General features: G+C 41.0%; 18 protein-coding genes and 1 pseudogene. 10 read left to right on the top strand and 9 right to left on the bottom strand.

All coding sequences use genetic code 11. The annotated features are described in order from the left end of the window. Positions 1–47 precede the first annotated feature (47 nt). Both ACWF5P_RS04125 and ACWF5P_RS04120 read right to left on the bottom strand, forming a co-directional pair. Complete coding sequence (locus ACWF5P_RS04125; protein ID WP_101223589.1) at positions 48–266, bottom strand: hypothetical protein; 219 nt, start codon at positions 264–266, stop codon at positions 48–50. Continuing rightward, positions 259–882, bottom strand: coding sequence for a sigma-70 family RNA polymerase sigma factor (locus ACWF5P_RS04120; protein ID WP_434168023.1), 624 nt, complete (start codon positions 880–882; stop codon positions 259–261). The genes ACWF5P_RS04125 and ACWF5P_RS04120 overlap by 8 nt, the downstream gene beginning before the upstream one ends. 156 nt (positions 883–1,038) lie before the next feature. Between ACWF5P_RS04120 and ACWF5P_RS04115 the strand changes: the two genes are divergently transcribed. From ACWF5P_RS04115 to ACWF5P_RS04105, 3 genes are all read left to right on the top strand, one after another. Then, the gene (locus ACWF5P_RS04115; RefSeq protein WP_434168022.1) at positions 1,039–1,203 is read left to right on the top strand and encodes a YvrJ family protein; all 165 of its coding nucleotides are present in this window, start codon (positions 1,039–1,041) and stop codon (positions 1,201–1,203) included. 412 nt (positions 1,204–1,615) lie between these two features. Then, the gene (locus ACWF5P_RS04110; protein ID WP_434168021.1) at positions 1,616–2,434 is read left to right on the top strand and encodes a GNAT family N-acetyltransferase; all 819 of its coding nucleotides are present in this window, start codon (positions 1,616–1,618) and stop codon (positions 2,432–2,434) included. Positions 2,435–2,475: 41 nt separating this feature from the next. Next, positions 2,476–2,934 carry a DinB family protein gene (locus ACWF5P_RS04105; protein ID WP_434168020.1) on the top strand — a complete coding sequence of 153 codons (459 nt, stop codon included), beginning with the start codon at positions 2,476–2,478 and terminating at the stop codon, positions 2,932–2,934. A 242-nt stretch (positions 2,935–3,176) separates the two neighbouring features. On the opposite strand, the gene ACWF5P_RS04100 is transcribed toward ACWF5P_RS04105, so the two are convergent. Continuing rightward, complete coding sequence (locus tag ACWF5P_RS04100; RefSeq protein ID WP_434168019.1) at positions 3,177–3,662, bottom strand: DUF2798 domain-containing protein; 486 nt, start codon at positions 3,660–3,662, stop codon at positions 3,177–3,179. 452 nt (positions 3,663–4,114) lie between these two features. On the opposite strand from ACWF5P_RS04100, the gene ACWF5P_RS04095 reads away from it, so the two are divergent. Then, positions 4,115–7,933 (top strand): bifunctional 2',3'-cyclic-nucleotide 2'-phosphodiesterase/3'-nucleotidase, encoded by a 3,819-nt coding sequence (locus tag ACWF5P_RS04095; RefSeq protein ID WP_452444644.1) that lies wholly within the window; start codon positions 4,115–4,117, stop codon positions 7,931–7,933. Between the two features lie 109 nt (positions 7,934–8,042). Here ACWF5P_RS04095 and ACWF5P_RS04090 read toward each other — a convergent pair whose 3' ends face one another. Further along, the gene (locus ACWF5P_RS04090) at positions 8,043–8,501 is read right to left on the bottom strand and encodes a TspO/MBR family protein (protein WP_232782953.1); all 459 of its coding nucleotides are present in this window, start codon (positions 8,499–8,501) and stop codon (positions 8,043–8,045) included. Between the two features lie 143 nt (positions 8,502–8,644). Here ACWF5P_RS04090 and ACWF5P_RS04085 point away from each other — a divergent pair, with 143 nt between their 5' ends. After that, positions 8,645–9,511, top strand: a complete 867-nt coding sequence (locus ACWF5P_RS04085) for a DUF4349 domain-containing protein (RefSeq protein ID WP_434168017.1) — start codon at positions 8,645–8,647, stop codon at positions 9,509–9,511. Positions 9,512–9,555: 44 nt separating this feature from the next. On the opposite strand, the gene ACWF5P_RS04080 is transcribed toward ACWF5P_RS04085, so the two are convergent. From ACWF5P_RS04080 to ACWF5P_RS04065, 4 genes and pseudogenes are all read right to left on the bottom strand, one after another. Next, on the bottom strand, positions 9,556–10,923 hold the full coding sequence (locus ACWF5P_RS04080) for an amino acid permease (RefSeq protein ID WP_101223582.1): 1,368 nt from the start codon (positions 10,921–10,923) through the stop codon (positions 9,556–9,558). Between the two features lie 373 nt (positions 10,924–11,296). Then, a pseudogene (locus tag ACWF5P_RS04075) lies at positions 11,297–11,374 on the bottom strand (ribonuclease); the annotation flags it as partial. A gap of 241 nt (positions 11,375–11,615) precedes the next feature. Then, on the bottom strand, positions 11,616–11,963 hold the full coding sequence (locus tag ACWF5P_RS04070) for a phage holin family protein (RefSeq protein ID WP_452444643.1): 348 nt from the start codon (positions 11,961–11,963) through the stop codon (positions 11,616–11,618). 400 nt (positions 11,964–12,363) lie between these two features. Continuing rightward, positions 12,364–13,254, bottom strand: a complete 891-nt coding sequence (locus ACWF5P_RS04065; RefSeq protein WP_101223580.1) for a TetR/AcrR family transcriptional regulator — start codon at positions 13,252–13,254, stop codon at positions 12,364–12,366. A gap of 124 nt (positions 13,255–13,378) precedes the next feature. Between ACWF5P_RS04065 and ACWF5P_RS04060 the strand changes: the two genes are divergently transcribed. The 4 genes from ACWF5P_RS04060 to ACWF5P_RS04045 all read left to right on the top strand — a co-directional run bounded on the left by ACWF5P_RS04060 (position 13,379) and on the right by ACWF5P_RS04045 (position 18,322). Continuing rightward, a complete protein-coding gene (locus ACWF5P_RS04060) occupies positions 13,379–13,507 on the top strand; it encodes a hypothetical protein (RefSeq protein ID WP_434168016.1) in 129 nt (42 codons plus the stop codon). A gap of 349 nt (positions 13,508–13,856) precedes the next feature. Further along, positions 13,857–15,311: a catalase KatA gene (gene katA / locus ACWF5P_RS04055; protein WP_101223579.1), complete on the top strand. Its 1,455-nt coding sequence runs from the start codon at positions 13,857–13,859 to the stop codon at positions 15,309–15,311. Positions 15,312–15,515: 204 nt separating this feature from the next. Continuing rightward, entirely contained in the window at positions 15,516–17,048 is a 1,533-nt protein-coding gene (locus tag ACWF5P_RS04050) for a glycosyltransferase (RefSeq protein ID WP_452444642.1), read from the top strand. An 80-nt stretch (positions 17,049–17,128) separates the two neighbouring features. Beyond that, positions 17,129–18,322, top strand: coding sequence for a M14 family zinc carboxypeptidase (locus ACWF5P_RS04045; RefSeq protein ID WP_434168014.1), 1,194 nt, complete (start codon positions 17,129–17,131; stop codon positions 18,320–18,322). 441 nt (positions 18,323–18,763) lie between these two features. Here ACWF5P_RS04045 and ACWF5P_RS04040 read toward each other — a convergent pair whose 3' ends face one another. Beyond that, a complete protein-coding gene (locus tag ACWF5P_RS04040) occupies positions 18,764–19,090 on the bottom strand; it encodes a hypothetical protein (protein ID WP_434168013.1) in 327 nt (108 codons plus the stop codon). Positions 19,091–19,358: 268 nt separating this feature from the next. Here ACWF5P_RS04040 and purT point away from each other — a divergent pair, with 268 nt between their 5' ends. Further along, complete coding sequence (purT, locus tag ACWF5P_RS04035) at positions 19,359–20,516, top strand: phosphoribosylglycinamide formyltransferase 2 (protein WP_434168012.1); 1,158 nt, start codon at positions 19,359–19,361, stop codon at positions 20,514–20,516. Positions 20,517–21,219 lie beyond the last annotated feature (703 nt).

The raw sequence follows: 21,219 nt of genomic DNA, 5'->3' as shown, positions 1-21,219 counted from the left end.
AAAAAAAGTACCAAGCCCAGCATCCTTGCTCTGGACTTGGTACTTTTTCATTGTTTTTGCTTAGTAAGGAATTCTGCAAGAAACTCCTCAAAATTAGGGGCCTCGATTGCTGCGATTTTTTCATATGATTCAATGATCTTAAGTTTAATTTCTTGCTCCAGATCATTCCGGTCTTGATAGTTCGTGTTTTTTAACGATTTTTTTATTTTAGGATTCAAAGAGTCGATTAGATCCATTAATTCTTCTTTTGACAGTTTTTTATCCACAATGGCTTTTCTCCTTTCTAACATATACCTCATCCATATAGTGCTTTCGAAGTTTTTTTAGAGCTTGTTTACGGATGCTTGAGATATTCTGTGGCGACTCATGGAAATAGGCAGCAATTTCCTTGTTGGATAGGCCGTAGGAAAAGTTCATGGTCAGCACCAGGTTTTGTTTGGCTGTTAACTTCTGCAAGGCTTTTATCATCTCTTCATCACTTATGTGTGAAGCGAGTTCATTCGTTTCCCCCATCTTTTCAAGGTGAACGTCCAAAGTGCCGATTAGATCGATCAATCCGCCAGTATCCCTTGGTGTCGCATCAAGTACCATTCGATAGCGTTCCCGCTGCTTCCGTGCCCTTTTATCAAAGTCAACAGAGAAAAAGTAAATTAAGGAGCACATGTATTTGTATACTTTAGCCCGGTAATAGAAAATTTTGAAAGTCTCGTTGAGATGGCAAATGTTGTGGGGAGAAGGGGAATCAAGAGTTTCAGTGAAAATCTTTAAATGCTCTGGGTTCTGTAAAAATACTTGAATGATCGGTTGCTCAAAGAAAGATGAGTACTGTTGCTGCAGAAACTCCAATGAATGAGAAAAAAAATGAGAAGTTAATTGGTTCATTGTTATCCCTCCTTTAATTAATAAAGTGATAGACAAGGGGAATAAATCAATTATATACGAACATTCGTTCTTTTTTCCATGAATCAATAGTGCTAGATTGATTTTTTTAAACAAGTTTCACTTTAGATATCAGATACAAGAAAAGGGGTGAAGAGGATGATGATTGAGGATGCTACTATGTGGGTTTCATTAGTTAGTGAATTTGGCTATCCACTCGTCGTTTCTATGTTTTTGCTCTTCCGCTTCGGTAAACAATTAAAAGAACTGACAACGGACGTAGAGAACTTAAAAAAGTCCGCTCATAAAACGAAAAAACGATAACCTCAGGACGTATGTGCCAGGTGATAAACACCGAATTTCGGATTCTATTCTAAAAAGGGTCCGGAATTCGGGATAAAAAGAAATCGGTACTATCTGAAAATCAAGACTATATTACATCCCTCCCTAAAACTCAAATAAAAAAATGATAAACCATTATTTGGAATATAGCACAAAATAGGTAAAAAATAATCCTCAAATGGAATCATTTTACTACTATAATTCATCCGTCAATGGAATTAGATAGGAAATCCTCCCCTCGTACGATTTTAGTTTTATGGATTAAAGTGAAAATACTTTTAAAAAAACAACATTCATCAATAAACTTATAGAAGTATGCGGCATCCGAGTAAAAGGGTGCTGCTTTTCTTATTGTTTGGTAATAAACTGATAATATGGAAAAGGGGTGGGGAAAATGAAGAGTCAACAGCTAGAAGATATTCGGATCCTGCAGCATGAATGTGAACTGGAAGGTTTTACTTTAAAGCTGAACTGGGAAACGCTTCGCAGTCGAAATGGTGTGAATAAGAATGACTTTTTTCACTATGAAGGATTGAAGCTTGTTGGTTTTCTCGGTCTATACGATTTTGGAAACAAAGTGGAGATGTGCGGAATGGTGCATCCTGATTACCGTAGGCAAGGCGTTTTTACAAAGCTGATGGAAGAGGCCATAAGGAGTGCCGCGGAGCGCAACTATAAGTTGATTCTCTTGAACTCACCTGCTCAATCCCATTCAGGGACAGGATTTTTGAAGCAGCTCAATTGTGAGTTTGCTTTTTCTGAGTTTCAAATGAAATGGTCCGAAACGGAGCTTGATGATTATGATGATGCAGTCGTTCGCCCTTCGCGGAGAGGGGATGAGGAAACGGAAATTCAGCTGGATATTCAATGTTTCCAATTTACGAAACAAGAGGCGAAGGATTATTATCAGCGCATCCTCTATGAGGATACTCTGAAAACCATGATGATTGAAAAGGGTGGCCGAGCGGTCGGTAAGATCCGTGTTGATCACTCTGGCCGGGAAGCTTGGATTTATGGATTTTCCATTTTGCCAAAATACCAGGGAAAAGGACTTGGCAGAAAGGCATTGAAAAAGGTCGTAGCCGAACAATGCCAGCTGGGATATGATATTTTTCTCGAGGTAGAGGCGACTAATGAGCATGCTTTAAGACTCTATGAATCTTGTGGATTCAAAACCATTCAAAGACAGGATTATTATCAATACAAAGGCTGAAGGATACTTCGATGACATTAAGTGTGAGGGGGATGGGGTGGATGTTGATCTTATTCAATTATAATTGGCAGGTCCGAAATGAGTGGCTCAAGTGGTGCCGGTCCTTACCGAATGAGGAGCTGAAACGGCAGCGCATAGGAGGGCTGGGGAATATATTGAGGACACTCGCCCATATTATCGATGTCGAATGCAGCTGGATCAGGGCCATACAAGGGAAGCCTGATGTCGCGATCGATTTGGAAGCTTATGATACGATCGAAAAAGTCGAAGATTTATCCGCTAGTTATCATTCTGAGGTCATTGACTATTTGAACTCGCATTCCATTGAAGATGAGAATGGAATGATTCAACCAGCTTGGATGGAGGGGACATACGAAAAAGGCAGGATACTGCGCCATCTGATAGCGCACGAAATTCACCATATAGGCCAGCTGTCCATCTGGTCGAGGGAGATGGGCATCGAACCGGTATCCGCCAGTTTAATAGATCGGGATTTATAGTCTTTATGTTTTAAAACTGGTAATAAAAAAGAGGATTATGGAAGGAGGACAAGCAGGGAATCCATATTGGATATAATGGTCGCTTCACAGGAAAACTCCTTGGTCTGGATGGGACAGGTCAATTCATGATATAAGGAATTTTTCGTCTTAACGCAGTAGGTTATAACATATTAAATAAAAAGGATTAGCGTATTAGCTTAATCCTTTTTATTTATTTGTCATATATATTAATATTTACGCACTCAAACTTTTGTTAATTTTGGCTTTTGTGTCGCTGGTTTAATGTATTTAGTTAATAACCAGCGTGAGATTGGTCCAACAATCAGTAACTGTGATGGTAGCGCCACGATAAAGTTTAGACCAACTGTTTTAAGGTAAGCTATGAAGATTGAACCCTCAATCCCAATCATTAAACTAGTTAAAATAAGCCCATATACTGACATAATAAGGACCATTACAGGGACCATGCAAAAGGCAATTGCAATAATAAAGTTGGATTCTTTCGATTTATCATAAGGCAGTGATAATGCAAGTTTACGCGCCTTCGGTTCAACTATTGACTCTGCAATAAAAGCGACGATAAATGTTACCGCAAATTGAATTACTGCACCCCCTACGGTAAACGATGACAAGCCGTGTAAAGCTGTGTTGTAAACTGACATAATAAGGACCATACCAAAACACATAAAAAGTCCAAAGATTATGCCTTCCTTTTTATTACTAGGCAAATAAAAACATCCTTTCTTTTAAGCGTAAATGTAATTATATATGCCGAAAAATTTTTACATAAGTGACATTTTTATGACTTTTATTTTGAGTTACGTTAAATTACACTTTTGTTTTGATGAAACCTTGTTTATAGAGGCTTGGCAAAAAAACGAATGAGAAAAATCAATAGATGAAGAAAACGATAAAGAATAGTAACGAATTTAATTTGTTTCAATGGTTTAGATGATTTATTGGATTCTTCAGTAAGCATTTCATTAAGCAGGTTGGCTCATGTGCATGGGCCAGCCTTTATATATATTTGAAGGAAAAAAGGTCCGTGTTCACTGAATGGAAATAGGTAAAAAGTACTGTTTATTCAAAATTCGTAATATTAAGGTAAATTTTGGCGTTTATTCGACAAAATCATGATATATTATTCTAGCATTTTACAAAAATAGAAGGGTTGTGAAGTATGTCGTTCAAAATGCATGTTAATAAGATGCTCGCCCCGATTCTTGCTGTGAGTTTGATTACAGCCCCATTTGCCGTGCCGGGGGAGACATCCGCCAAAGAGTCTAATAAGAAACCGGCCAAGACTGAACCATTTACGATTTCAGCTCCTACTGTTAATTACTCAAAAGGCACCAAAGCGACTGTAACGGTCACACCGAAAAAAGGGAACAAAGGAAATGAAACCGTTGTCTTTCAATTAATGAATGGGACGAAGGTCATTTCACAGTCAGCCATTGAGGCGGATATTAAATCGGCCCAAAAGTTCTCTGCGTACTTCAACTCGTACAAATCGGGTTATTGGATCAAAGTATCGGTTGTCTCCAAGTATAACGGCAATACGAGTAACTTCGGCAACAGCCTGGCAGCCTCCGTTTCGGATGCACCTTTTGAACTAAGGATCATGGAAACGACAGATATACACACTAATCTGGTGAGCTATGATTATTATAAGGATGCCGTATCGGACTCTGTCGGCTTTTCCCGCACGGCTTCTTTAATCAAACAGGCACGAAAAGAAGTGAAAAATAGCGTTTTAGTGGATAACGGCGACCTTATTCAAGGGACGCCGCTAGGTACGTACAAAGCGAAAATAGCGCCGCTGAAAAAGGGTGAAGTCCATCCTGTCTACAAAGCGATGAACTTGCTAGACTATGATGTGGCCACATTCGGCAATCATGAATTCAATTATGGTTTAGCTTATTTGGAAGAGGCCATCAATGATGCGAACTTCCCTTATGTCAATGCCAATGTTTATAAAAAAGATAAAGACAATGATTCAAAGAATGATAAAAATAAATATACTCCTTATAAAATCGTCACAAAGAAAGTAAAGGACATCAATGGAAAAGAAAAATCAGTAAAAATAGGCTACATTGGATTTGCCCCTCCGCAAATCATGGATTGGGATAAAACGAACCTTGAAGGTAAGGTCATTACAAAAGAAATCATCACGACTGCAAAAAAATATGTACCTGAAATGAAGAAAAAGGGCGCGGATGTCATCGTGGCGCTCACGCATTCCGGATTTAATGGCGATACCAAGAATACCGAGGATGTCATCTATTCATTAAGCAAGGTATCCGGCATCGATGCCATCACTTTCTCCCACACGCATAAGGTCTTTCCGGCACAAGATGAGGCTTCTTTAGACAGCCTATTCAAAGATAGCCAAGGAAAAGTCCTTAAAGGCGTGGATAATAAAAAGGGTACCATCAATGGTGTACCAGCCGTTCAAGCAGGATATGGCGGCAGTAATCTCGGGATCATCGATCTTGATATCCAGAATATCAAGGGGAAATGGAAAGTCGTCAATTCCGATTCATCAACACGTGCAATCAACGATAAAATAACAGGAAAAAAAGCTGCTGAAGATGCATCTGTCGTCAAAGCCGTGAAGAAGGATCACGAAGGAACGATCAAGTATGTCAACACGCCAATTGGAACGACTACAGCTCCAATTCATAGTTACTTCGCCCTTGTGCAAGACGATCCTTCCGTACAGGTCGTGACGAGCGCACAGAAATGGTATGTAGAAAAATACATCCAAAGCAACCGTCCTGAATACAAGGACTTGCCGATTCTCTCTGTAGGAGCCCCTTTCAAAGCGGGTCGCAATGGAGTCGAGGAATTCACCGAAATCAAGGAAGGCGGACTGACCATTCGCAGCGCCGGTGATTTATATTTATACGATAATACCTTGAAGGCAATCAAGATCAAAGGGTCAGTTGTTAAAGAGTGGCTAGAAATGTCTGCCGGGAAATATAATACAATCGATCCTGCCAAGTCTGAGGAACAGGAGCTGCTTAATGGAAAGTTTGCCGTTTATAACTTTGATGTGATTGACGGCGTTACGTATCAAATCGATGTCACCAAAGCTCCGCGCTATGATGAAAAAGGGATAAAAGTGTCGGATTCAAGCAGGATTGCAGATTTGAAATATAATGGTGAACCAGTGGACCCGAATCAAGATTTCATCGTAGTGACGAATAATTACCGTGCTTCGGGCGGGGGGAACTTCCCGGGAGTCAAGGGCAGCGAATATGTAGTTGACTCTGCGGATGAAAATCGCCAGATCTTGATGGATTACATCACACAAGAGGGTGAGATCAATCCAACTGCTGATAATAACTGGTCGATTGCCCCGATTTCAGGTAAGGTGGACGTTACTTTCACCTCATCACCTAAAGGTGCGGAATATTTAAATGAAGACAGCCCGATTTCCTATACAGGCAAAAAGGATGATAAAGGCTTTGGCATTTACAAATATAATTTGGGAAAAGAAAACGTTAAGGTGCAACTGCTCGGGATCAATGATCTTCACGGCCAGCTTGATACCACTTCCGATTTTGGCGGTATCAAACAAGGGCGTGCCGATTATTTAGCTGCGCACTTGAAGCAGCGTAAAGCTGAAAACCCTGAAAATACACTTTTACTTTCGGCAGGGGATGCTGTAGGTGCAAGTGCACCCGTTTCTTCTTTGATCCAGGACAAACCGACGCTTCAGTTTTTGAATGATATGAAATTCGATGTCGGAACTGTCGGGAACCATGAGTTCGACAAAGGGGTAGAAACCCTGATGGCTCAAATCAATGGCGGAAAGTCGCCAACATCCGATGTGGTATTCGATAAATTGAACTTTCCATATGTAGTTGCCAATGTCGTATATAAAGACACGAAAAAACCGATTTTGGACCCTTACGTCATAAAAAAGGTCGGCGGGGTTGATATTGGGTTCATAGGTGTAGTCACGAATGCCACACCTCAAAAAGTAAGTCCGGATGGCATTAAGAATGTAGAATTCATAGAACAGGCACCTGCCGTAAATAAGGCGGTTAATGAGTTGAAAGAAAGAGGCGTAAAATCGATAGTGATCATCTCACATGACCCAGGCACTGAAAAGGAAGGGGTCATTACAGGAGAAGTGGCTGATCTTGCTAATGCTGTGGATGATGAAGTAGATGTGATCTTAGCAGGAGATAATCATGCGAAGGTCAACAACTATGTGGATAATAAATTGATTGTACAAGCTTACTCTTATGGAACGGCTTTTGAAGATGTGGATTTGGAAATCGATCCAAACACAAAGGATATTGTTAAAAAGTCAGCTGAGATTGTCACGGTTACACAAGATGGCATCACACCGGATGCCGGGACGACGAAATTCATTAACGACTATCTAGACATGTTCCCCGAGTTGAAAGCCCCGCTTGGGACAACGGATGAGAAAATTTTAAGAACCAATGCGTATACGCAGGAAACGGGCCTTGGGAATTTAATTGCCGATTCCATGAAGGCAGATTTGAATTCCGATTTTGCCTTCATGAATCCAGGCGGAATTCGTGCAGATATTCCAAAGGGGGAAGTCACTTTTTCCGATTTAGCGAAAATCCAGCCGTTCGGAAATGTATTGGTTAAGCTGGAACTGACTGGAGCGGAAGTGAAAACGCTGCTTCAACAGCAATGGATCGTTGAAGGATCTCCGAAAACCTTGCAAATTTCTGGACTGAGCTATACAGCCGACTTCAGTAAACCTGTCACGGAACGCGTCACCTTATTGGAGAAAGCGGACGGAACACCTATCAAGGATACCGAAACTTACACGGTGGCCGTCAATGATTTCATGGCAAGCGGCGGTGATAACTATACCGTCCTGAAAGGAAAAGAGCGTGTGTTTGGACACGCTGACCTGGAAGCATTCGTTAACTATGTAAAAGAAACCTTTAAAGGCGGAAAGATCACGGCAGAAATTGAAGGCAGGATTACGAATATCAATAATTAATATAGGTTTACTCGTGAAAACTGAGCATTTACTCGTGAGTTTTCAATATTTACTCGTGAAACCTAAAAGAGAGCGCTCCTTAATACAAGGGGCGCTTCCTTTTTTGTGATTAATTATTCCTGAAGATGGAAAAGTTCAATCCCAATGCAAAGGTGACCCAAGCAATATAGGGAACCATCGCTAAACCGGATGTACGGTCTATTTTATAAAACTCGAATGCCGTTAATGTAATCAAGGTCAGCAGTGCAGCCATTTCAATAAAAGCTGTTCCGCGCAAGCCCCATTTGAAGAATAAAAAAGACCATAAGAAATTCAACCCTAGTTGAGTATCATAGAGGCGTTCAGCGGACTTCGATTCTTTTTCTTTGGATGCAATGCGATATTTCGCTATTCCCATGATTGTATAAAGGCTGGTCCAAGCAACGGGGAAAGTCCAGGAAGGAGGAGCAAAAGCAGGTTTCTTGAGTTTGTCATAAATTTCTTTTGAATTCCTTGTGGCGAATATCCCCACAAGTGAGCCTCCGACCACAGGTACCAATACACTTTTAGCTAATTTTCCGTAGTTCATAAAGCGATCCTCTTCTTTCTTCATTATTTGTATGTTCTTATACCTTTACCTTCTCATCTGAAAATAAAACATCCCCTTTAATCAAGAAGTGTAACTTTCTTCCAAACTTTACGTCGGTACTATTAAGAAAAGGGGGAATACCGATGAACCGTAAAATAGTGATGTTTATGTTCAGTTTGTTCCTTTTACTTGCTGGATGCAGCAGTAATGAAAAAAATGATTCTGCTTCTGAATCACATGATGAAAAGGCGGAAAGTAAAATGGACGCTTCAATTTCCGGGAATATGGTGCAACAGGAAGAAGCAGCGGAAAAGGAAGGGGTGACGGATGAAAGAAAGGTCATCCATCAAGCCCAGCTTGAGTTGAAGGTGAAGAACCTCGAAAAGGCACAAATGAAGATTGAGAATAAGGTGGCTGAATATGGCGGATATGTTGTCGAGTCCAATGTATACAGGGAAGATGAAGAACTGGTGGAAGGAACGATCACTGTTCGGGTCCCTGAAGCCCATTTTCAGGATTTTCTAGCCGATAGCGAGGGTGAGGCTTCAGAAGTGGTCGGAAGGAATGTGACAGGACAGGATGTAACGGAGCAATATGTAGATTTAAAAGCAAGATTGAAGTCAAAGAGAGCAGTAGAGGAAAGGTTGCTTGCATTCATGAAGGATGCTGAGAAGACCGAAGATTTGTTGAAAATATCATCCGATCTTGCCGTGGTTCAAGAAGAAATAGAGCAGCTGACCGGGCAAATGAAGTATCTTGAGAACCAGACCTCATATTCGACGGTTACCATCACGTTATCACAGGACCGGATAGTTGTGCCGGGCATTGATAATAAGGAATTGAATACATGGGAAAGAACGAAGAAACAACTTGCAACAAGTGCGAATCTATTACTTAAAGCGGGTTCAGGAATCATTGTTTTTATAATAGGAAACTTGCCTATCCTCATTATTTTAGGCGGAGTTGGTGCAGCGGTCCATTGGGTGATCATAAGAAGGGGTAAAAGGTGAAGGCAGAAAGAGAGGGTGCCAATTAGATTGGCACCCTCTGACATTTATCTTTTCCGTTTATGCAAGCCGGTCACATAATACAGGGCTACCAACAGTAAGATCCAAATCGGACCAACGATTAGAGCGATTCTTGTATCTGCTGAAAAACCGAGTACTACCATTACGAATACTAAAAAGGCTAAAGTTAAGTAAGAAGTGAATGGGAAAAGAGGCATTTTGTAAGACAAGCCTTGTTTTTCTCCCTGACTCATTTTCCGTCTAGACATGATCTGTGTGACAAGTATGGTTCCCCATGTCCAGAGTGCACCGAATGTAGCGACACTTGTGACGTAAGTGAAAACTTTATCGGCTTCCATGTAGTTAAGGTAAACACCGAAAAGAAGCACGATAGCCGAAACGATAATGGCAACGCCAGGAACGCCTGACTTTGTTGTACGTTCGAAACTTTTTGGTGATTCACCTTGCTGCGCTAGGTTGAATAACATTCTTCCTGTACTGAAGATCCCGCTGTTACAAGATGAAAGGGCTGCTGTCAGTACGACAAACTGAATGATTCCTGCTGCGCCTGGAATACCGATTTTATCAAACATCATAACGAATGGACTGTTTTCCCCATTCATTTCATCCCATGGAGTGATTGATAAAATGACTGTCAGAGCTAAAACGTAAAAAAGTAAAATCCGATAAAAAACGGTATCGATGGCTCTTTTTAAAGATTTTTCAGGGTTTTTAACTTCACCTGCGGTAACACCGAGCATTTCAATTCCCAAATAGGCGAACATGACCATTTGGAACGAGAGGATGACACCAGAAATTCCATTCGGGAAAAATCCTCCATTTTCAACAAGGTTGCCGAATCCGACTGCGATTCCGCCATTCCCCAGTCCAAAGATGATCATTCCAAAGCCAAGGACGATCATAAGGATGATCGTTACGATTTTAATAAGGGCGAACCAAAACTCCAATTCACCGTAAGCTTTTACAGCAAGAAAGTTAATCGTTGTCATGATGGCTAGTGCGGCTAACGCCCAAGCCCATTGCGGAGTATCAGGGAACCAAAACTGCATATAGATTCCGACTGCAGTAATTTCAGCCATACAAGTGGCGATCCAAACGAACCAGTAATTCCATCCGGTTATATATCCGGCAAGAGGACCGACAAATTCGCTTGCGTAGCGACTGAAAGAGCCTGCGACTGGATTTTTTATCGCCATTTCACCTAGTGCACGCATGATAAGATAGATCATAAGTCCGCCAATGGCATAAGAAATGATGATGGCTGGACCAGCTAATTTAATCGCAGATGCCGAGCCGAGAAATAATCCGACTCCAATGGCTGCGCCAAGAGACATTAATGCGATATGTCTTTCTTCCAAACCTCTATGTAGTTGAGATTCTTTGGAGTTTTGCATAATTTTCCCCTTTTCTATGTTGGAGTTTAATTTTCTCTATCTAGCATTTTATCACTAGTAGAGGAGAATACATATTATTTATTGATTTTTCACATAATATTACAACTAAATAATATATTTTAATAGGAAGAATGTAAAGCAAAAAATGAAAACGCTTACTACGAAAGTGATCCTTTAATTTTTCATCGTATAATAATCTTTCGAAACTAATTATAATGCTATACAAACAAAATAAAATTATGTGATTTTTCTAAAAATTTAGACATTTAACAGTGGACAAGCTGTCCCAAAAATAAGGAACAGCTTGTTCGTTTCATCATTGCCACATGGCGGAGGCCCATTCAGGATGTTCAATGAAAGGGTTGCGATTATGCTAATATTGATTATAAGTGATCTCATTTCGGTTACGCTCGAAGGCATCTACAGGATCCTGTTCATTCCACTCCGGTAAGAAGCCATTCCATTCCATGAATCGATTGATACTTATTTCCTGAGAAGTCGATTTGATTTGTATAGTTATGGGGAAAGTATTGTCAAAAAAGAGAAAACAGCTAGTGATGCTTAGCGAAATTTAGGGGAATAGCCCGGGAAATATCGAAGGCTGTTATGAAAATGAAAATGATACGAAAAACCGTCACCATTCGACTTACTGTTTCAGTATATAGATCCTAAAGTATGAAACCGTCAGTATGCTACTGACGGTTTTTTTTACTCTGTTTTATAAGAAGACTTTGAATGAAACTCAATAACAATGATCCGATTGAAGCTCCCCAAAAAGAATTTATTACAAAGCCACTGACGGCATAGGAAGTGATTTGGAATGTGAAGGCATTGATAATGAAAGAAAACAACCCGAACGTCAGGATGGTGATCGGCAATGTGATAAGCTGGAGAATGGGCCTAACCAGCAAGTTCATGATTGATAATATAAAAACCGCCAGCAAGGCTGTTCCGTAAGATTTAATCGTGATGGAGTCGAGAAGCCAGTCAATAACGAGCAATACCAGCCCGTTGATAAGAAAACGCATAATTATGTTCATGAAAAACTCCTCCTGAAGTCACCTTAACTACAAGTCATTATACTAAAATTTCATGAATTTCAGTTATATGTTTGCAGAATTGTCACAAAAAAAGAGGAATACGATATGTATTCCCCAAGATTGGAAAAAGGTCCATTTAAGGGTCTTAGAGCAGTTTATCTTTAAAAAAAGTCCAGTTGATTGGAACGGAAGGTACGAGACTCCTGCGGAAAGCGAGTGCCGTAGAGGAAATTAACGTTCCTATTTTACAAACCCTCAAAAAGAACGTTTCAGCTAGTTTTCTTCAATCCATTGAGGATTTAATAAAATAGTAAAAAACCATTTAGTATAACTTAGTTTTGTTGTGAAACCATGGTTTGGGATAAGACCATTCCGAACCCCATTTGTCTTCTTTTTCTATTTAATTGTTGGCAATGATCTTTTCGAATTCACTTAGTTCCAATGTGTTTTTCAATTTTGGATTGGTGTTTAAGGAAAGCAGGGCACTTTCAATTAGAAAGGTTCGCGGTTCAACGTTTTGTAATAATTCCTCTTGGATAAAGTGAATCAATTTTAGGTTTTTAACCCGTTCTGCTTCATCATCTTGGCATAGCCTTAGAATCATCTTTTTTAGGTCGTTTGCAGAGTGCAGGAGTGCAGTATGAAAATCCTGCTGTGAATGGAAGCACTCTGGCAGCCATTGCTTAATGAGATCGGGTTCCAAAAGCTGTGCATTTGACTGGCTGACATCTTCGAAAATCGATTTAATCCTATCGACGCAATAACGGATAATTTCAGTAGGGTTGAAATCTGGCTCTTTAGCCAAAGCATTAAAATGAATCGTTTGATGCATCATTCCCGAGTAAAGAATGGCACAGTCCAAAATATAGGGTTTTTTATCAGCACCGAAAATGTCCAGAAACCGTTTTGATAGCCAATGGATATGCTGGAATTTAGCATGTGTGATGAAGTTCTTAAGTTCGGTATCATTTGAAATCATTACTTCTTCATATAAGAAAAAGATTTTATTGTTTTTGTTGGAGTGCATTTGTAATTCTGATTGTTTGATGAAAATCTCAATATCTGCAAGGTTTTGCCCAATAAGCAATTCATTCCGCTCTTTTTCGAATTTTTCTTGCGAAGTTAGGAAGACTGCCTTAAGCAATTCGCTTTTAGAAGAAAAATAGTTATAAAATGTTCCTTTTGAAATGCCGCTATAATCTAAAATATCCTGAATGGAAGTTGCTTGATATCCCTTTTCAATAAATAATTGGTGTGCATATTTAACTACCAATTGCTTGCGCTCATTCATATATATCACCCTTACTCTTATTGGACGGTCATTTTAACGTAATAGTATCTTATTTTCTATACGAACACAAACCAACACAAACCAGTATGTTTACAATTTCTCTAGCAAAATAAGGGGGAAGGCCATGTACTGGAAGAGGTCTGCTGAAATAAAAGTCCACAAAAGCAATGAAAATTCGGTTTCTATGCATCCTTATATTATAAAGGCAGATGAAGTGAACAAAGTCACAGGAGAACACTTAGGTTTGTTATAAGATAAATAGAAGGAGATGGGTGAAGTAGCGCAAAGTATCTATGAATATTCGGCATCATTATCGATTACTAACCCATTGGTAGGAGAAATGATAAAATCACTCGGTGTGAAGGAATATTGGTTATAAGGGTCGTATACCATTATTAGGAATGTGATTATGGCAATATGCTGACCCTTCAACGGTTTATATCACTATACTTTTCCATATGTTGGGGGTTAGTGAAGTCATAATATAAATAAAAAAACAATGGATTGATTATTATATTAAAATTATTATAAATAAGTATTGATTTTTTTCTGAGAAGCTTTATCATTATATACATAAATAATAATGAAAAGGTGGTTCAATTATGACAAATAAGAAAAACCTTACTACAAGCTGGGGAGCACCAGTTGGAGATAATCAAAACTCGATCACTGCCGGCGAACGCGGCCCGGTGCTCATTCAAGATGTACACTTATTGGAAAAACTAGCCCACTTCAACCGTGAACGTGTGCCTGAACGTGTAGTTCATGCGAAGGGTGCCGGTGCATTCGGAACTTTCGAAGTAACGAACGACCTTTCTCAGTACACGAAAGCTAAACTTTTCAATGGTGTGGGCAAGAAGACAGATCTTTTTATCCGTTTCTCCACAGTTGCAGGTGAATTGGGTTCTGCTGATACAGTCCGTGACCCGCGTGGATTTGCTGTTAAATTCTACACGGAAGAAGGAAACTACGATATCGTCGGTAATAATACGCCTGTATTCTTTATTCGCGATGCGATTAAGTTCCCCGACTTCATCCATACACAAAAAAGAGATCCTAGAACACATTTGAAAAACCCTACGGCTGTTTGGGATTTCTGGTCACATTCACCGGAATCGCTGCACCAAGTGACGATCCTGATGTCCGATCGGGGCATTCCTGCTACACTCCGTCATACACATGGTTTCGGAAGCCACACATTTAAATGGGTGAATGCTGAAGGAAAAGGCGTTTGGGTGAAATACCACTTCAAAACAGAACAGGGCATCAAAAACCTTGATGTGGATCTAGCTGCAAAACTAGCAGGTGAAAACCCTGATTACCATACGGAAGATCTTTTCAATGCCATTGAAAAAGGGGACTTCCCTGCATGGAAATTGTATGTTCAGATCATGCCTTTGGAAGATGCGGATACATACCGTTTCGATCCATTCGATGTGACGAAGGTATGGTCTCAAAAAGATTATCCGCTGATCGAGCTTGGTCGTATGGTATTGAACAGAAATCCTGAAAACTACTTTGCTGAAGTGGAGCAAGCCACGTTCTCACCAGGAACATTCGTACCGGGAATTGAAGCTTCCCCAGACAAGATGCTTCAAGGACGCCTATTCGCATATGGAGATGCACACCGTTACCGTGTGGGCTCGAATCACAACCAACTTCCGGTTAACCGTCCGAAAGTGGAAGCGAATAACTATCAGCGTGATGGCTTCATGCGTGCTGATGACAATGGCAAGGGATCTGTTTATTATGAGCCGAATAGTTTTGGAGGCCCTGCCGAATCAACAGAAAATAAAGTCACTCCTTTCGAGGTGACTGGGCAAGCTGCACAAGTCGGTCATAATAGTGATGATCACTACACCCAAGCAGGTGACTTATACCGTCTATTAAGTGCCGAAGAGAAAACCCGCCTTGTTGACACGATCGTGGGCGCAATGAAACCTGTGGAATTGGAAGAAATCAAGCTTCGTCAAATCGGCCATTTTTACAAAGCCGATCCGGAATACGGAACGCGCATAGCCGAAGGTTTAGGTTTACCTGTACCGCAAGAAGCGTAAAATATGGGACTACCAATCTAGTGAAATGCAAACAGGCATCCATTCATGAATGGATGCCTGTTTTGGTTTATGCATGGCTCCATTATATAAATGACACCCGACAAGTTCGGTAAGAATATATAGTTATAAATGGTTTGTAAAAAAGTCATGCTGTCAGATTAATTGGGGGCAAGTTACTTAAATTATCGGTAAAGGGTGGAATTTATGGCTAGTAAAAAAAATCGGGTGTTAGTAGGCAGTCCGATTTACCAGAAACCAGATATTTTACAAAAGTTCCTGCTCTCACTTAAAAGGCTGGATGTGGAGGGACTGGAGCTTGGCATTTTCTTCATTGATGACAATGAAGATGAGCGATCAAGCAAAATGCTCGAGGGTTTCAGTCAGGAGCGGAGCAATGTCAAAATACTGGCATCCAATCAAAGCGATGTATACGTGTGTAATGGCATTACCCATTACTGGAATGAAAATCTGGTATGGAAGGTCGCTGATTTCAAAAATATGATGATCGAACACGCGATTAAGGAAGACTATGATTATTTATTTCTTATCGACTCGGACCTCTTGCTATACCCTCTGACCATCAAGCAGCTTATTTCTGCCAAAAAGGATATCATCTCTAATATTTTCTGGACAAAATGGCAGCCTGATGCCGAAGAACGGCCTCAAGTATGGTTATATGATGAATACACCCAATGGGAGATATCACGCGGTCAACCGTTGGCGGATTCGGAGATCACCACACGTTATCAGTCGTACATCCGACAGATGAGAACACCTGGTGTTCATAAAGTTGGGGGATTGGGTGCCTGTACACTCATCAGCCAAAAAGCGTTGAAAGCAGGTGTGAATTTTAAAATGATCGAGAATCTATCATTTTGGGGTGAAGACCGGCATTTTTGCATTCGTGCCGCAGCTTTAGGATTTTCCATGTACGTTGATACCCACTTGCCCGCTTATCATATATACAGGGATTCGGACTTGGACGGTGCGATGGAATTTCTTGATCGGACGGATAATAAGAGGGAAGCTTCAGGGGTATCCAGTCCCAAATTAACGCTGAGCATGGTCATCAAAAATGAAAGTGACCGTTATCTAAGGAAGGTTTTAGAGGAAGTTCGTGATTATATTGATGAAGCCGTGATTATTGATGATGGCAGCACGGACGATTCCGCAGAGGTTTGTTTAGAAGTATTGAGGGGGATGCCGGTAAGCATCATCAGGAATGATGTCTCCAAGTTCTCCAATGAAATAGAACTTCGTAAACAGCAATGGTCGGAGACGGTGAAGTCGAATCCCGAGTGGATTTTAAATCTTGACGCTGACGAAATGTTTGAAAAAAGATTCAAAGAGGTAGTCAAGCAGCTGATAAGTGACCAAGAAGTCGATGTATATTGCTTCCGGTTATATGACTTTTGGAATGAAACCCATTACAGGGAGGATGATCGCTGGTGCGCACACCGGTATTACCGGCCGTTCCTTGTCAGGTATCGGGAGGGGTTTGAATGCAAATGGAACGATAGGCCGCAGCATTGTGGGAGATTTGCAGAAAATGTCTTTGAATTGCCTCACAAGTTATCCGACATTCGCTTAAAGCATTTGGGCTGGGTCAAAGAAGAAGATCGGATAGCGAAATTCAAAAGATATCAGGAATTGGACCCTGACGGTAGGTATGGAAATACTGAGCAATATCTAAGCATTCTGGATGATGCCCCCAATTTGGTTCGTTTTGAGGAGTGACTTTTCTATGGGGGGAGGGTGCGTTGCGTTGGCAATAATTAAATCAAATCAGCATACATTTGCTTAAGAGGAGGTGCAGTATGGACGTTTTTGTGCGGAAGAATGATTCCTTGTGGTATTATAGCCAATTATTCAAGGTGAATTACCAACTTATCATTGATTCCAATAGTGGGATTGATCCACTTGCACTTATGATTGGCCAACAAATCAAAATTCCTGGCTTTACGACGACCGGCTATAGTATTAAGCAAGGCGATTCGTTATGGGCAATTGCAAGATCACGTAATCTTTCATTGGATGCCCTATTTTTGGCTAACCCCAATCTCAACCCGAATGCCCTGCAAGTCGGTCAGACAATTTCTGTGCCATTAAGGATTACTTGGAGGCTTATTCAAGGAAATCGGGAATATGATTATGAGACGATGATGACCGATGTAAGACGTTTGAAAACTATCTATCCATTTATTAAAACCTCCCCCATCGGGGACTCGGTGCTTGAAAGGGATATCCCCGAAGTGTTGATTGGGAATGGTAACAAACGAGTTCACTACAATGGTTCCTTTCATGCGAATGAGTGGATAACGACGCCTGTGATCATGACCTTTTTAAATGATTATTTACTCGCAATCACGAATCAGACTGACATCCGCGGTCTATCTCTGTTTCCTTTTTATCAACAGACGATGCTGTCGATCGTCCCAATGGTGAATCCGGACGGAGTGGAGTTGGTTCTTAAAGGCCCGCCTGCAGATGAGTCATTGAGACGACGGCTCTTGGAATGGAATAACGGAAGCGAAGACTTCTCTGGCTGGAAGGCAAATATTAACGGGGTGGATCTGAATGATCAATTTCCCGCCAAATGGGAACTGGAAAAAGAACGCAATAATGTAACGGAGCCAGGTCCGGCAAATTATCCCGGGGAAGGGCCACTTACACAGCCGGAAGCCATTGCAATGTCTGAGTTGACAAGAAAACGTGACTTTGGCAAAGTCCTTGCGTTCCATACCCAAGGAGAGGTCATTTATTGGGGTTTTGAAGGGTTGGAACCGCCCGAATCGGAAACGATAGTCAATGAGTTTGCGAGGGTCAGTGGATATGAGCCTGTCAAATCTGCCAATAGTTACGCAGGGTATAAGGATTGGTTCATTCAGGATTGGCGCAGGCCGGGGTTTACCGTGGAGCTGGGCAAAGGAACGAATCCCCTCCCTATATCACAGTTCGATGAGATTTATCAGAAGTCGCTTGGGATTTTCTTGGCAGGGTTATATATGTGAATTTTGACCAAATGAAAAAGCTCAACTCCGTTACCATGGGGAAGAGCTTTTTAGTCTTATACACCATTAGACTTGAAACGATGAGGGCTGCTGCAAAAAATAAGTAAAGTTATGCTTTACTTATCGATTGCATGATTAACTCGCTTTTTAGCCTAAAATTAACGGACATTCTCCATGTCCCAGTAATATTGCAGCCCCTACCAAAAGGAATACTAATAGTTTTGCGGTAAAGAAGATTAACTTCCTTAGCGCTAGTATTGGCCCCACCTACGCCAGATACTTTGACGGCCACGCATGCCATCCAACCTAATTTCATTATAATAGAAAGCGCTTACATTTTCAAAAATAATCGTATTGCAAATTTCGACATTCGCATAAATTGTCCCTTACCAGTAGGAGGAGAATTGGCGTATTACTGATAAGGGGCCTATAAGATTCAGGTTAATCTGCAATGAACTCCTGCAACTTTTTAGTTAGTCCGCCACTGCCAAATTTAATGAACTTTGTCTTTCCGGCTGCTTGTGCAGGGGGAGCAGCAAATTCCAAAAAGGCTAAAAGGTTGATCCTTCGGTAAAGTATATGGTCAATGCCATATTGATAGAACCAATTATCGATTGCATTGTAAACCCCTCTATTTAGGGCATATTGCTGCCGGCACCATTCGAAAAATAATCTGTCGGGCAGATTGATGTACTTCATATCCTCAAAGCGGCCATTTTTCTTCTCATTCAAAATAGGGAAAATGGGCTTCACCGATTCCTTTTGCATAGTGTATTTCCTCCCTTATTGATAAAAACGAAAAGGCTCCCTATTCATGTTGAATAGGGAGCCTCCAGTGAACTGGTCAGCTTATATATTTTCATCCAGCATAAAGCTTATTATTCCTATTTGTCAAGTGTGGTTTTAGAAAAACTCAAATTAAATAATTTTTTTAATGTTTTTGGTGTAATACAAATGAAAATACGAATAAATATTTATTTTTATTCGTTTATAGTTCGTATATAATGATTTTGAGGAATTAAGGAGGAGAGACTGAATGTATAAATCAAAAAAGATTTTATTATTGGGCTCAGGTGAATTGGGGAAAGAGGTCATACTTGAAGCACAGCGGCTTGGTGTGGAGACCGTTGCTGTAGACCGCTATGAACATGCCCCTGCCATGCAAGTCGCTCATCGCAGTTATGTGATCGATATGCTGGATGCGGAACAACTAAGGGAAGTTGTAGAAAAAGAACAACCCGATTTGATTGTGCCGGAAATCGAGGCCATCGCTACATCCGAATTAGTAAAGTTGGAAGAGGAAGGCTTTCATGTCATTCCGACGGCAAGAGCGGCTAAATTGACTATGGATCGTGAAGGAATCAGGAGATTGGCTTCTGAAACTCTGGAGATTCCGACAGCAGCCTACAAATTCGCCGATACATATGAAGAATTTGTCCAAGCTGCCAAGGAAGTTGGCTTTCCAAATGTCGTTAAACCGCTGATGAGTTCTTCAGGTAAAGGGCAAAGTGTGTGCCGCACGGAAGGTGATCTGGAGGATTGCTGGAAAATCGCGATGGAAGGCGGCCGGGTTCAAAATGGCCGGGTGATCATTGAAGAATTTATCCGTTTTGATTCGGAAATCACGCTGCTTACTGTTCGGGCTGTAAATGGTACCATGTTTTGTGCTCCAATCGGCCATATTCAGCAGGGCGGGGATTATATTGAATCCTGGCAGCCGCATAATATGACAGAAGCGCAAATAATGGAAGCGAAAAAAATTGCGCATGCCATTACTGATGAACTTGGTGGGTACGGATTATTCGGGGTTGAGCTTTTCCTCTCAGGGGATAAAGTCTATTTCAGTGAAGTTTCCCCACGTCCGCATGATACGGGGCTAGTGACATTAGTGACTCAGAATTTGTCCGAGTTTGCCCTTCATATTCGGGCGATTCTAGGATTCCCCATCCCGGAAATCAAGCTGATCAGCCCAGGTGCCAGCCGTCCATTAAAAGCTCAAGAAGAGTTATCGGAATATTCTATAGTTGGTGTTGAAAAGGCTTTGGCTTTACCTAATACACAAGTGCGCCTTTTCGGAAAACCTGTTACAAAGGCAGGCAGAAGGGTGGCAGTCGCCTTGTCATCTGCCGATTCAATCGAGGTGGCGAGAGTGAATGCGGCCCGTGCTTTGGAATGTTTAGCTGTAGAGAAATAATAGTGAAAATCCTACAGTTTTTTTCTTTTTAACGCGTTTAATTTGAACTGTCTACCAAGCCTCCTCGCCTTAAGCACCTTTGGTGTCTTCTTTAATTAAGTAGAAGTTTTGTAAAACAGTAAAAAACCATGAAGTATAAACTAGTCTTAAACAGTTCGGGATGAGACCAGTCTACAGTTTTTCTTTAAAAACGATTCCAGTTGATTGGAACGGAAGGTGCGAGACTCCTGCGGGAAAAGCGAGTCCAGGGGATCCCCCACAGGCGCAAAGAGCGCCGAGGGGGATCCCCGACCGTCCGGGGAAAGCGAGTGCCCTACGTTTCAATCAACGTTCCAGGTGATTTAAGAAATTTGCTCCCTTTCCGTCCCTAAACTTAGTTTCTTCGAATTTGTCTACAGTCTGACTCTGAAGCATCCTGATTGGATGCTTTATTTTCTTTTCCCCTTAAGCATTTTTAAAATCCTAACCACCGATTTGAAGACGTGGATCGTAAAGTACCCTGTTCAAAATCATTTACCCACGTTGGTGTTAACCAAATCTTTTTCATTCCTCTAAAGCCTGTAATATGCCCCCACTACTGATGATTTTCCTGAATAACCAACAACTTCATAAAAGTGCATACAATTTCGTGACATTGCTGTCTTTACCTTGTCTTAACAATTATCCTGCTGCTTTTTTACATAGCCTTGACATTGAGTTCATT

The sequence above is a fragment of the Peribacillus sp. NPDC055009 genome (genome assembly GCF_053608705.1).
Note: the sequence above shows the minus strand (reverse complement) of the source record. Positions and strands in the feature narration are given on the sequence as shown.